Here is a 12,359-nt window from a genome sequence, read left to right as displayed (position 1 = left end):
ACTATGCAATGGGAAGTTGTGATTGGGCTGGAGATTCATACCCAGCTCGCCACCCAATCGAAGATTTTCTCCGGTAGCGCCACCACGTTCGGCGCAGAGCCCAACACCCAGGCCAGCCTGGTCGACCTGGGCATGCCCGGCGTGCTGCCGGTGCTGAACCAGGAAGCGGTGCGCATGGCGGTGATGTTCGGCCTGGCGATTGACGCCGAGATCGGCCAGCACAACGTGTTCGCGCGCAAGAACTACTTCTACCCGGACCTGCCCAAGGGCTACCAGATCAGCCAGATGGAACTGCCGATCGTCGGCAAGGGCTACCTGGACATCCCGCTGGAAGACGGCACCATCAAACGTGTCGGCGTGACCCGTGCGCACCTTGAAGAAGACGCCGGCAAGAGCCTGCACGAAGAATTCCCCGGCGCCACCGGTATCGACCTGAACCGTGCCGGCACGCCGTTGCTGGAGATCGTCTCCGAGCCGGACATGCGCAGCGCCAAGGAAGCCGTGGCCTACGTCAAGACGATCCATGCGCTGGTGCGCTACCTGGGCATCTGCGACGGCAACATGGCTGAAGGTTCGCTGCGTTGCGACTGCAACGTGTCGATCCGCCCCAAGGGCCAGGTCGAGTTCGGCACCCGCTGCGAGATCAAGAACGTCAACTCGTTCCGCTTCATCGAGAAGGCGATCAACAGCGAAGTGCGTCGCCAGATCGAACTGATCGAGGACGGCGGCAAGGTGATCCAGCAAACGCGCCTGTACGACCCGAACAAAGACGAAACCCGCGCCATGCGCAGCAAGGAGGAAGCCAACGACTACCGTTACTTCCCCGATCCGGACCTGCTGCCGGTGGTGCTGGAGGACTCGTTCCTCAACGATATCCGCGCCACCCTGCCGGAACTGCCACAGCAAAAACGCGAACGTTTCCAGGCGCAGTTCGGCCTGTCGGTCTACGATGCCAGCGTCTTGGCGTCCAGCCGTGAGCAAGCCAACTACTTCGAAAAGGTCGTGAGCATTGCCGGCGACGCCAAGCTGGCGGCCAACTGGGTGATGGTCGAACTGGGCAGCCTGTTGAACAAACAGGGCCTGGAAATCGACGAAGCACCGGTGAGCGCCGAACAACTGGGCGGCATGCTGCTGCGCATCAAGGACAACACCATCTCCGGCAAAATCGCCAAGACCGTGTTCGAAGCGATGGCCGCCGGTGAAGGCAGCGCCGATGACATCATCGAGAAGCGTGGGCTCAAGCAAGTCACCGACAGCGGTGCCATTTCGGCCGTGCTCGATGAAATGCTCGCGGCGAACGCCGAGCAGGTCGAACAATATCGCGCGGCTGATGAAGCCAAGCGCGGCAAGATGTTCGGCTTCTTTGTTGGCCAGGCGATGAAAGCATCCAAAGGCAAAGCCAACCCGCAACAAGTCAACGAATTGCTCAAAAGCAAGCTTGAGGGCTGATAGCGGTGAAGGAGCCGAGTGAGTGTTCATGCTCGACTCGGACCTCCTGTGGGGGGGGCTTGCTCCCGATAGCGGTGATTCGGTCAACACACCAGTGACTGGCCCACCGCTATCGGGAGCGAGCCCCCTCCCACATTTGATACGGGAATACCTGGAATGAAGCGTCTACTCGGCCTCCTGGCTGTCTTTTCCCTGCTGACCGGTTGCGCCAGCGGCGTCATCGACCCCAACGGCTACGACGAGACCGGCACCGCGTCCTATTACGGCGCCAAGCACCATGGCAAACGCACCGCCAGCGGTGAAGCGTTCAACCAGAACGGCCTGACCGCCGCCCACCGGCGCTTGCCCTTCGGTACCCAGGTCAAGGTGACCAACCTCGACAACAACCGGTCTGTGGTGGTGCGTATCAATGATCGCGGCCCCCATACCCGTGGACGCCTGATCGACCTTTCACGCAAGGCCGCCGAGCAACTGCGTATGCTCGGCAGCGGCACCGCGCGGGTTCGCCTGCAAGCCCTGAACAACTGATCGAGGCAGCCTTGAGCATTTTTGGATTGAACGCCCTCTCACCCTGGAGCCTGCTCGAACTGGTCAGCGGCTTGCTGCTGTTGATCGTCGGTGCTGAAATCCTGGTGCGGGCCGCAGTGCGCCTGGCCGCCAGCCTCAAGGTGCGGCCGTTGATCATCGGCCTGAGCATCGTGGCCTTCGGCAGCAGCGCGCCACAGATGGCCATCAGCCTGCAGGCCACCCTGGCCGGCAACACCGATATTGCCGTGGGCAGCGTGATCGGCAGCAGCATCTTCAATATCCTCGTCACCCTGGGCCTGTCCGCGCTGATCATTCCGTTACGGGTGTCGCGCCATTTGGTGCGTCTGGATATTCCGGTGATGATCGTCGCCGGCCTGCTGGTGTTCGTCCTGGCCGCCAACGAGGCGCTGACGCCGTTCGACGGCCTGGTGCTGCTGGTTGCGCTGTTGGCCTACCTCGGCGTGCTGCACTACCAGACGCGCCACTCGCGTCGCCCACGCACGCTGGCCAGCATGACCAAGGCACCCTGGCTGAGCAGCGTGCTGTTGATGCTCGGCGGGTTGTTGGTGCTGGTGCTGGCCGGGCATTTGCTGCTGGGTGCGGCCGTGGAGGTGGCGGGCGATTTGGGCTTGTCGGAGCGCGTCATCGGCCTGACGCTGATCGGCGTTGGCACCTCATTGCCCTGCCTCGCCACCTCGTTGATTGCCGCCCTGCGTGGCGAGCGCGAGATTGCCGTGGGCAATGTGATCGGCAGCAACCTGTTCAACCTGCTGGGCGTGCTGGGCTTCACCGCCCTGGTGGCGCCTGCGCCGCTGTCGGTCTCGCCCAACGCGCTGGACTTCGACCTGCCGGTCATGCTCGGCGCCATCGTCCTGTGCCTGCCGGTGTTCTATACCGGCTACCGCGTCACGCGGGCAGAAGGCCTGGTGTTGCTGGGGCTGTACCTGGCGTATGGCCTGCATGTCATGGCGTTTACCACCGGCATGCCCTTGGCCACCAAGCTTGAACACTTGATGCTGTTTTACGTCTTGCCGGCGTTAGGGGTGGGGCTGTTGTTCACGTCGTTGCGCGCCTGGCACCGCCAACACAAGAGGGAATCGCAATAGCCGCTCAGAAAAGAGCTTAGATCCAGCCACCGGCCTGCAACACGAAGATCCCGATATTGGTGGTCACCGCCGCCATCAGCGTGGTGATCACGATAATCGCTGCCGCCAGTTCATGATTGCCCTCGGCCGCCCTGGCCATCACGAAGCTCGCGGCTGCCGTCGGCGCGCCAAAGTACAGGAACAAAATCCCCAGCTCCGGCCCCCGGAACCCCAGCAGCCACGCGCCGCCTGTGGCGATCACCGGCAGCCAGACCATCTTCATCAGGCTCGCGTTCAATGCCATCTTGCCGCTCTTGCGCAGCGCCGCCAGAGACAGGGTGCCGCCAATGCAGATCAACGCCAACGGCAAGGTGGTGTCGGCCAGGTACTGCAGGGATTTTTCCAGCCAGCCGGGCAGGCCGATCTGGAAATAGGCGAACGGCGCCGCGACGAACACGCTGATGATCAGCGGGTTGGCCACCACACTCTTGAAGATGCTCCATGGGTCGGACTTGATCACCGGGCTGTACACCGCCAGCACAATGGTCGACAGGGTGTTGTAGAACAGGATCACCAGTGCCGCGAGGATCGCCCCGAGGGAGATACCGTAGTCGCCGTACATGCTGGCAGCCAGCGCCAGGCCGATCACCCCGTTATTGCCACGAAACGCGCCCTGGGTGTAGATGCCCCGGTCTTCGCGCTTGCAGCGCAGAATCGCCCAGCCCCACGCCATGGCAAAGCTCACCAGCGTGGCCACGGCAAAGTAGATCAGCAAACCCGGCTTGAGCGCTGAATGCAGGTCGGCATGCAGGATGCCGAGAAACAACAGCGCCGGCATGGTGACGTTGAACACCAGGGACGAGGCGGTATGGATAAAGTTGTCGTTGATCCAGCGGATGCGCTTGAGCAGCACACCGAGGAAGAGCATGGCGAACACCGGCGCGGTGATGGTGAGCGTGGTGAGGAAGATTGCCAGCATGCCGGGGGAACCTTGGTGAGCGTCGTTAGTTGGCTAATGATAAGCCATACAGCTCGATGGTGCCTGGTAGACCGCTATCGGGGGCAAGCCCCTCCCACATTCGACCGCATTTCAACGTTAGAACGCGGTCAAGTGTGGGAGGGGCGGTGCGACGATTCGACTTGCCCCCGATGCAGGCGACCCGGTCTCAGGTTATTGGCGCCGGGTTGAACAACGTGATGTCGTTATGCAGCTTGTGCCGCTCCGCCCACGTCTGCTTCTTGCCGCTGGCCACATCCAGGTAGAAGTGAAACAACTCCCAGCCCAGCTCTTCGATGCTCGCACGCCCGGTGGCGATACGCCCGGCGTCGATATCGATCAGGTCTGGCCAGCGCTGCGCCAGCTCAGTGCGTGTCGACACCTTGACCACCGGCGCCATCGCCAGCCCGTAAGGCGTGCCACGCCCGGTGGTGAACACGTGCAGGTTCATGCCCGCCGCCAGTTGCAAGGTGCCGCACACAAAGTCACTGGCCGGGGTCGCGCAGAAAATCAGGCCCTTGCCCTTGACGCGCTCGCCAGGGCCAAGCACGCCGTTGATCGCGCTGCTGCCGGATTTGACGATGGAGCCCAACGACTTCTCGACGATATTCGACAGCCCGCCCTTCTTGTTGCCCGGCGTGGTATTGGCGCTGCGATCCGCCTCGCCCTTGGCCAGGTAACGGTCGTACCAGTCCATTTCCCTGACCAGCTCCTGGGCGACTTCCTTGCTCTGGGCCCGAGACGTCAGCAGGTAAATAGCGTCACGGACTTCCGTCACTTCGGAAAACATCACCGTGGCCCCGGCACGCAACAACAGGTCTGACGCATAACCCAGCGCCGGATTGGCGGTGATCCCGGAAAAGGCATCACTGCCGCCGCATTGCATGCCCAGGATCAGCTCGGACGCGGGCACCGTTTCGCGGCGGCGCTGGTCGAGCTTTTTCAAGCGCACTTCGGCCAGTGCCATGATCTGCTCGATCATCTCGGTAAAGCCGTGGCTGGAATCCTGCAACCGGTACAGCCAAGGCTCGCTCAGGTCGACGGAGCTGTCGTTGTCGTGCATCACTTGCCCGGCCTGCAATTTCTCGCAGCCCAGGCTGATCACCAGGGCTTCTCCGCCCAGGTTCGGGTTGCGCGCCAGGTTGCGCACGGTACGGATCGGGATGTAGGCATCCGTGGCCGTGATCGCCACGCCGCAGCCGTAGCTATGGGTCAGCGCCACGACGTCATCGACGTGCGGGTACTTGGGCAGCAATTCATCCTTGATGCGCTTGACGGCATGGTCCAGCACGCCGGTCACGCACTGCACCGTGGTGGTGATACCGAGGATATTGCGCGTGCCCACGGTGCCGTCGGCGTTGCGGTAGCCCTCGAAGGTAAAACCCTCCAGCGGTGCCTGGGTTTCAGGCACCTCGGTGGACAACGGCAGGCTGTCCAGCGGCGGCGCGGTGGGCATGCGCAACTGGTCTTCCTGCACCCAGCTGCCACGCGGGATCGGCGCCAGCGCGTAGCCAATGGTCTGGCCATAGCGAATGATCTGGCCGCCTTCGGGAATGTCTTCCAGGGTTACCTTGTGGCTCTGCGGGATGAACTCCACAGTGACCAGGCCGTCCGGAAACTCGGTGCCGGCCGGGACGCCCTGGTCGTTCACCACGATCACTACATTGTCGCGCTCGTGCAAACGAATCGAGCGCGGCGAGTCGGCATGTTCAATCAACTGCATCACACGAACCTCAGGAATGCGCTTCGGTTAGGTTGGTCAACTCAGGGCCCTTGGCTGGCGGCTCTTTGAGTACTACACGCTTGATCGGGCCGACGATGACCAGGTAGCTGAACACCGCCACCAGCGCGTTGGCGCCGACGAACACCAGCGCCCACTTGAACGAACCGGTGGTGGCGATGATGTAGCCGATGACAATCGGCGTGGTGATTGACGCCAGGTTACCGAAGGTGTTGAACAAGCCGCCACTGAGGCCGGCGATTTGTTTCGGCGAGGTGTCAGACACTACCGCCCAGCCCAGTGCGCCAACGCCCTTGCCGAAGAAGGCCAGTGCCATGAAGCCCACCACCATCCATTCAACGTCGACGTAGTTACACGCAATGATGCTGCTGGACACCAGCAGGCCGGCAATGATCGGCGCCTTGCGAGCGAAGGTCAGGGAATGGCCCTTGCGCAGCAGGTAGTCGGAAATCACCCCACCCAGTACGCCGCCGATAAACCCGCAGATGGCCGGAAGCGAGGCGATGAAACCCGCCTTGAGGATGGTCATGCCACGGTCTTGCACCAGGTACACGGGGAACCAGGTCAGGAAGAAGTAAGTGATGCCGTTGATGCAATACTGGCCCAGGTACACGCCAAGCATCATGCGGTTGGTCAGCAACTGGCGGATGTAATCCCACTTCGGGCCGTCGGTTTTCTTACCCTTGCCCTTGTCTTGGTCCATATCGACCATCGCGCCGTTGGCCGCGATGTAATCGAGCTCGGCTGTGTTGATCATCGGGTGCTGGCGCGGGCTGTGGATAACTTTCAGCCAGATCAGCGAGAACACAATGCCGATCACGCCCATCACGATAAACACGTGCTGCCAGCCGAAGCGGTAGACGATCCAGCCCATCAGCGGTGCAAACAACACCGTGGCGAAGTACTGCGCCGAGTTGAAGATCGCCGAGGCCGTACCGCGTTCGGCGGTCGGGAACCAGGCCGCCACAATCCGCGCGTTACCCGGGAAGGATGGCGCTTCGGCCAGGCCCACCATGAAGCGCAGCATGAACAGCGCAACCACGGCCGTGGAGATACCGAACTCACCGACGTAGCCTTGCAGCACGGTGAACAGTGACCAGGTGAAGATGCTCAGGGCATAGACTTTTTTCGAGCCGAACCGGTCGAGCAGCCAACCGCCGGGAATTTGCCCGGCGACATAGGCCCAACCGAATGCAGAGAAGATGAAACCGAGGGTGACCGCGTCGATGCCGAGGTCTTTTTGCAGGCTGGAGCCCGCGATGGCGATGGTGGCCCGGTCGGCGTAGTTGATCGTGGTCACCAGGAACAGCATGAGCAGGATCAAATAGCGGACGTGGGTCGGCTTGGTCGCTTGCATGTAGAAGTACTCCCACTAATTATTTTTTTTGCGGGTAATTGTCTTGTTGTGTGCCGCCCCCTGTAGGAGCGAGCTTGCTCGCGAAAAGCGTCAACGAATACGCGGGCATTCAGGATGCACGCGGTGCCCTTGAGTTTTTCGCGAGCAAGCTCGCTCCTACAGGGATGCGAGTCTGTGTTGCGTATTACGAACCGATGTAGCTGGTTTTCACCACGGTGTAGAACTCTTGCGCATAGCGACCCTGCTCACGCGAACCGTAGGACGAACCCTTACGGCCACCGAACGGAACATGGTAATCCACGCCAGCGGTGGGCAAATTGACCATGACCATGCCGGCCTGGGAATGACGCTTGAAGTGGTTGGCGTACTTCAACGACGTAGTGGCAATGCCCGCCGACAAACCGAACTCGGTGTCGTTGGCCATGGCCAGCGCCGCCTCGTAGTCGGCCACGCGCACCACGTTGGCCACTGGGCCGAAGATTTCTTCACGGCTGATGCGCATGGCGGCTTCGCTGTCGGCAAACAGCGTCGGCGCCAGGTAGTAGCCTTCGGTATCGCAGGTCACCAAACCGCCACCGCTGACCAGCCGCGCACCTTCGCTCTGGCCGATGTCGATGTACTTCATGTCCTGGTCCAACTGGGCCTGGGAGACCACCGGGCCAATGTCGGTACCGCTGCTGAGTGCGTGGCCGACCTTGATCGACTTCATGCGCTCGGCCATGGCCGCAACAAACTGGTCGTGGATGCCGGCGGTGACGATCAGGCGGCTGGATGCAGTGCAACGCTGGCCGGTGGAGTAGAACGCGCTCTGCACCGACAGCTCGACTGCCTGCTTGAGGTCGGCGTCGTCGAGAATGATCTGCGGATTCTTGCCGCCCATTTCCAACTGCACCTTGGCCTGGCGCGACACGCAACTGACGGCGATCTGACGGCCCACGCCCACCGAACCGGTGAAGCTGATGCCATCGACTTTCGGGCTGTTGACCAACACATCGCCCACTACGCGGCCGCTGCCCATCACCAGGTTGAACACCCCGGCAGGGAAACCGGCGCGGGAAATGATGTCGGCCAGGGCCCAGGCACAGCCGGGCACCAGTTCGGCCGGCTTGATCACCACACAGTTGCCATAGGCCAGGGCCGGGGCGATTTTCCACGCCGGGATGGCGATCGGGAAGTTCCAGGGGGTGATCAGGCCGACCACGCCAAGGGCTTCACGGGTAACTTCTACATTGACGCCCGGGCGCACCGACGGCACGTAGTCGCCAGACAGGCGCAGGCATTCACCGGCGAAGAATTTGAAGATGTTACCGGCGCGGGTCACCTCGCCGATGGCTTCGGGCAGGGTCTTGCCCTCTTCCCGGGCCAGCAGGGTGCCAAGCTCTTCACGGCGGGCGAGGATTTCGCTGCCGACTTTGTCCAGCGCATCATGGCGCGCCTGGATGCCGGAGGTGGACCAGGCCGGAAATGCGGCGCGAGCGGCCTCGATAGCGGCGTTGACTTGGGCGACATCGGCCTTGGCGTATTCGCCAATCACATCGGAAAGGTCCGACGGGTTGATATTGGTGCAGTAGTCGGTGCCGGTAACCCATTCACCGTTGATGTAGTTCTCGAAACGTTTTGCTTGGGACACGAATCTTCTCCTGACGCAAAAGGCCGCTGATTGCTCAGCGGCCTTGTTGATAAGTTATTGCGCGCCTTGCTTGTCGATCAGCGCGGCCAGGGCTTCGTATTCTTCCGGCAGCAGGTCGGTCAGCGGGGTGCGCACCGGGCCGGCGTCATAGCCGGCGATCTTCGCGCCCGCCTTGACGATGCTCACGGCGTAACCGGCCTTGCGGTTACGGATGTCCAGGTAGGGCAGGAAGAAATCGTCGATGATCCGGGAGACAGTGGTGTGATCATCCTTGGCAATCGCGTGGTAGAAATCCATCGCGGTTTTCGGGATGAAGTTGAACACCGCCGAGGAGTACACCGGCACGCCCAGGGCCTTGTAGGCAGCGGCATAAACCTCTGCGGTCGGCAGGCCGCCGAGGTAGCTGAAACGGTCGCCGAGACGACGGCGGATCGACACCATCAACTCGATGTCACCCAGGCCGTCCTTGTAGCCGATCAGGTTCGGGCAACGCTCGGCGAGGCGCTCGAGCAGCGGCGCGGTCAGGCGGCAGACATTGCGGTTGTACACCACCACGCCGATCTTGACCGATTTGCACACCGCTTCAACGTGGGCGGCAACCCCGTCCTGGCTGGCTTCAGTCAGGTAGTGCGGCAGCAGCAGCAAGCCCTTGGCACCCAGGCGCTCGGCCTCTTGAGCGTATTCGATGGCCTGGCGGGTCGCGCCCCCGACACCGGCAAGAATCGGCACGCTGGTGGCGCAGGTATCAACAGCGGTCTTCACCACTTGGGAATATTCGCTGGCGGCCAGGGAGAAAAACTCACCGGTGCCGCCCGCAGCGAACAGCGCGGTGGCGCCGTATGGGGCAAGCCATTCCAGACGCTTGATATAGCCCGCTTGGTGAAAGTCACCCTGGGCGTTGAAATCGGTCACCGGAAAAGACAGCAGACCGTGGGAGAGGATGGACTTCAGTTCTTGTGGATTCATTATTCGAACACCCTGGGTAAAGACTTTCTGTCGAAAGGTTATTGTTGGTTTTGGTGATGTCGTACGTCATCGTACAACTATAAAAAGATTCGTCAACTGCAAATCGTCAGTGTTCACTTAGGGAGGAGTTGAGTGGTGCCTGGTTGACGTGGGAAGTCAGTTGAGAGATCGAGCGGGCAATCCGTGACCTGTGAGCGCAGTACTCAAGGCAGCCCCAATTTTTTTTCAATGCCTCACACGGCATAAACCGTCTGTCGCCACTGTCAATTCTGACAGTAGTGCTCTACTCACTTTCAGTCATAACCTGGATTCGACTTCCCGATCGCCGTGTGAACGAGTCTAGAGACGGTGCGGTATTGGAGGCACGCTACTTCTCATAACGTTGGAGGTGACCCATGAGTAAGAATTTTAAAGTAAGCACCGCAGGTAAAACGCCACGCTCGCTGGATTACGAGCCCCAAATTGGCGACGAGGTCAACGATTCTATAGCTGGCTTACAAATTGTTACGCGCAAGGTTTTTGACGAGGTAAATAACCAAATTGTCATTTATCTGGAGCAGTCCCCTAATCCATTCCCGTAGCCCAACTTTACCCACGCTGCGCCTCTGCCTCTTCATGGGCATGGCGCAGCCGCTCCCGACTATTCGTCAAATGCAAGCGCATGGCCGCCCGCGCCGCATCCGAATCCTGGCGCGCGATAGCCTCATAAATCTCTTCGTGTTCGCGGCTCAAACGTCCCATGTAATGCTGCTGGTCATCATGGGCCAGACGCGCCGAATTCAGGCGGGTACGCGGAATGATGCTGGTGCCCAGGTGGGTCATGATGTCGGTGAAATAACGGTTGCCGGTGGACAGCGCTATTTCCAGGTGGAACGCAAAGTCTGATGCCACCGCATCACCCGCATGGGCCGCGCTTTCATTCAAGGCATCGAGGGCCGCACGCATCGCCGCCAGCTGCTCGTCACTGCGGCGCAAGGCAGCCAGGCCTGCCGATTCCACTTCCAGGCTGATACGCAACTCCAGAATCGCCAACACATCGCGCAACGTCACCACGGTGGCCGGATCGATCCGGAAACCGCTCGGGCTTGGCGTGTCCAATACAAACGTACCGATACCGTGACGCGTCTCCACCTGCCCCGCCGCCTGCAAGCGCGAGATGGCCTCGCGCACCACGGTACGACTCACACCATGGGCATCCATGATCGCCGACTCAGTGGGCAGCTTGTCGCCACGCTTGAGCTGGCCGTCGCGGATTTGTTCGGACAACACCGTGACCAATTCCTGGGCAAGGCTGCGGCGCTTGCGGGGCAGACGTGGGGCGGCGTTGGCGTTTTCCATGATGGATCATCTTTCTCGGCGAACTGAAGACGCATCATAGCCCATGGCGGTTGTACGATCACCGTTCCTGTCGAGACTTTCACTTCTGCGCGGCAGGCAAAAAAATGCCCCGGCAACCGCCGAGGCATTTTTCAGGCTCGCCCGAAGGCAACAGCCGCTTACTTCACCACTTTCAAGCTCGGCCGGCCCGTAGGGCGCGGTGGCTCGTTATCGGGTGGCGGCACATCATCGCCGCCTTCGCCTTCGATCGTTTCGTCATCCTCGAAAGGCGACTCCAGATCGAACACCATGCCTTGGCCATTCTCACGGGCATAAATCCCGAGGATGGCGCCAATCGGCACAAACAGCGTATGCGGCACGCCGCCGAAACGCCCTTCGAAGCTGACCGCTTCGTTGTCCATGTGCAGGTGGCGCACGGCACTGGGCGATACGTTCAATACAATCTGTCCGTCACTGGCAAAACCCTGCGGAACCTGCACCGCAGGAAATTCGGAATTGACCAGCATGTGCGGGGTGCAATCGTTGTCCACAATCCACTCATAGAGCGCGCGGACCAGGTAGGGTCGACTGGAGTTCATCAGCGGCTCCTTAAGCCTTAGCGCATATCGCGTTCGACACCAGACAGACTCGCCTGGAAAGCCTCACGCGCAAACTGGCGCTCCATGTAATCAAGCAGCGGCTTGGCAGGCCGCGGCAGTTCAATGCCCATAATCGGCAAGCGCCAGAGTATGGGTAATAGGCAGCAATCCACCAAGCTTTGTTCCTCACTGAGGAAAAAAGGCTTGTCGGCGAACAGCGGCGAAACGCCGGTCAGGCTTTCGCGCAATTCCTTGCGCGCCACGACACGGGCCGGCTCTTTGCTGCGTGAATCCAGAATCACATCCACCAGCCGGCACCAGTCACGCTGGATCCGATGGATCAGCAGGCGGCTGTTGGCGCGCGCCACCGGGTACACCGGCAGCAAGGGCGGATGCGGGTAACGCTCATCCAAGTATTCCATCACCACGGTTGACTCCCACAACGCCAGGTCACGATCGACCAGGGTGGGCAAGCTGCCGTAAGGGTTCACTTCGATCAGTTTCGGCGGCTGACGGCCCGCTTCCACACTGATGATCTCGGCGCTGACACCCTTCTCTGCGAGCACGATGCGTACTCGGTGGGAATAGTGGTCGGCGGGGTCGGAGTAACAGGCCAACCGGTTGGTCACGCCCATGGCGGTCCTCCTCGCTTGTTGAAATTATCGAAAGCTCAAAAACGAGCGCGCCCAG

General features: G+C 61.0%; 12 protein-coding genes. 4 read left to right on the top strand and 8 right to left on the bottom strand.

Translation table 11 applies throughout. The annotated features are described in order from the left end of the window. Positions 1 to 3: 3 nt before the first annotated feature. From gatB to C4J87_RS04235, 3 genes are all read left to right on the top strand, one after another. On the top strand, positions 4 to 1,449 hold the full coding sequence (gene gatB, locus C4J87_RS04245; RefSeq protein WP_124361296.1) for an Asp-tRNA(Asn)/Glu-tRNA(Gln) amidotransferase subunit GatB: 1,446 nt from the start codon (positions 4 to 6) through the stop codon (positions 1,447 to 1,449). 156 nt (positions 1,450 to 1,605) lie between these two features. After that, entirely contained in the window at positions 1,606 to 1,977 is a 372-nt protein-coding gene (locus tag C4J87_RS04240) for a septal ring lytic transglycosylase RlpA family protein (protein ID WP_124365828.1), read from the top strand. Positions 1,978 to 2,027: 50 nt separating this feature from the next. Next, complete coding sequence (locus tag C4J87_RS04235; protein ID WP_164487681.1) at positions 2,028 to 3,083, top strand: calcium/sodium antiporter; 1,056 nt, start codon at positions 2,028 to 2,030, stop codon at positions 3,081 to 3,083. 16 nt (positions 3,084 to 3,099) lie between these two features. Here C4J87_RS04235 and C4J87_RS04230 read toward each other — a convergent pair whose 3' ends face one another. The 5 genes from C4J87_RS04230 to kdgD form a co-directional block, all read right to left on the bottom strand. Next, positions 3,100 to 4,041 carry an AEC family transporter gene (locus C4J87_RS04230; RefSeq protein ID WP_124365827.1) on the bottom strand — a complete coding sequence of 314 codons (942 nt, stop codon included), beginning with the start codon at positions 4,039 to 4,041 and terminating at the stop codon, positions 3,100 to 3,102. Between the two features lie 187 nt (positions 4,042 to 4,228). After that, positions 4,229 to 5,782, bottom strand: a complete 1,554-nt coding sequence (gene garD, locus C4J87_RS04225; RefSeq protein WP_124365826.1) for a galactarate dehydratase — start codon at positions 5,780 to 5,782, stop codon at positions 4,229 to 4,231. Between the two features lie 10 nt (positions 5,783 to 5,792). Continuing rightward, positions 5,793 to 7,157 (bottom strand): MFS transporter, encoded by a 1,365-nt coding sequence (locus C4J87_RS04220; protein WP_124365825.1) that lies wholly within the window; start codon positions 7,155 to 7,157, stop codon positions 5,793 to 5,795. Between the two features lie 184 nt (positions 7,158 to 7,341). After that, positions 7,342 to 8,787, bottom strand: a complete 1,446-nt coding sequence (locus C4J87_RS04215; RefSeq protein WP_124361291.1) for an aldehyde dehydrogenase family protein — start codon at positions 8,785 to 8,787, stop codon at positions 7,342 to 7,344. Between the two features lie 54 nt (positions 8,788 to 8,841). Continuing rightward, positions 8,842 to 9,753, bottom strand: a complete 912-nt coding sequence (gene kdgD / locus C4J87_RS04210; RefSeq protein WP_124365824.1) for a 5-dehydro-4-deoxyglucarate dehydratase — start codon at positions 9,751 to 9,753, stop codon at positions 8,842 to 8,844. Between the two features lie 395 nt (positions 9,754 to 10,148). Here kdgD and C4J87_RS04205 point away from each other — a divergent pair, with 395 nt between their 5' ends. Continuing rightward, complete coding sequence (locus C4J87_RS04205) at positions 10,149 to 10,334, top strand: hypothetical protein (protein WP_124365823.1); 186 nt, start codon at positions 10,149 to 10,151, stop codon at positions 10,332 to 10,334. Between the two features lie 7 nt (positions 10,335 to 10,341). Here C4J87_RS04205 and C4J87_RS04200 read toward each other — a convergent pair whose 3' ends face one another. From C4J87_RS04200 to C4J87_RS04190, 3 genes are all read right to left on the bottom strand, one after another. Further along, entirely contained in the window at positions 10,342 to 11,091 is a 750-nt protein-coding gene (locus C4J87_RS04200; RefSeq protein WP_016971564.1) for a FadR/GntR family transcriptional regulator, read from the bottom strand. A gap of 158 nt (positions 11,092 to 11,249) precedes the next feature. Then, positions 11,250 to 11,669, bottom strand: coding sequence for a ClpXP protease specificity-enhancing factor (locus C4J87_RS04195; protein ID WP_124361288.1), 420 nt, complete (start codon positions 11,667 to 11,669; stop codon positions 11,250 to 11,252). Between the two features lie 17 nt (positions 11,670 to 11,686). Further along, the gene (locus tag C4J87_RS04190) at positions 11,687 to 12,304 is read right to left on the bottom strand and encodes a glutathione S-transferase N-terminal domain-containing protein (protein ID WP_124361287.1); all 618 of its coding nucleotides are present in this window, start codon (positions 12,302 to 12,304) and stop codon (positions 11,687 to 11,689) included. Between the last annotated feature and the right edge of the window lie 55 nt (positions 12,305 to 12,359).

This window comes from Pseudomonas sp. R1-43-08 (assembly GCF_003852255.1).
In the GTDB taxonomy this organism is placed as follows: domain Bacteria; phylum Pseudomonadota; class Gammaproteobacteria; order Pseudomonadales; family Pseudomonadaceae; genus Aquipseudomonas.
Note: the sequence above shows the minus strand (reverse complement) of the source record. Positions and strands in the feature narration are given on the sequence as shown.

Excerpts from the sequence above, each read along its gene's own strand:
- gatB (WP_124361296.1), top strand. The coding sequence starts at position 4 with ATGCAATGGGAAGTTGTGATTGGGCTGGAGATTCATACCCAGCTCGCC.
- C4J87_RS04240 (WP_124365828.1), top strand. The coding sequence starts at position 1,606 with ATGAAGCGTCTACTCGGCCTCCTGGCTGTCTTTTCCCTGCTGACCGGT.
- C4J87_RS04230 (WP_124365827.1), bottom strand. The coding sequence starts at position 4,041 with ATGCTGGCAATCTTCCTCACCACGCTCACCATCACCGCGCCGGTGTTC.
- garD (WP_124365826.1), bottom strand. The coding sequence starts at position 5,782 with ATGCAGTTGATTGAACATGCCGACTCGCCGCGCTCGATTCGTTTGCAC.
- C4J87_RS04220 (WP_124365825.1), bottom strand. The coding sequence starts at position 7,157 with ATGCAAGCGACCAAGCCGACCCACGTCCGCTATTTGATCCTGCTCATG.
- kdgD (WP_124365824.1), bottom strand. The coding sequence starts at position 9,753 with ATGAATCCACAAGAACTGAAGTCCATCCTCTCCCACGGTCTGCTGTCT.
- C4J87_RS04205 (WP_124365823.1), top strand. The coding sequence starts at position 10,149 with ATGAGTAAGAATTTTAAAGTAAGCACCGCAGGTAAAACGCCACGCTCG.
- C4J87_RS04200 (WP_016971564.1), bottom strand. The coding sequence starts at position 11,091 with ATGGAAAACGCCAACGCCGCCCCACGTCTGCCCCGCAAGCGCCGCAGC.
- C4J87_RS04195 (WP_124361288.1), bottom strand. The coding sequence starts at position 11,669 with ATGAACTCCAGTCGACCCTACCTGGTCCGCGCGCTCTATGAGTGGATT.
- C4J87_RS04190 (WP_124361287.1), bottom strand. The coding sequence starts at position 12,304 with ATGGGCGTGACCAACCGGTTGGCCTGTTACTCCGACCCCGCCGACCAC.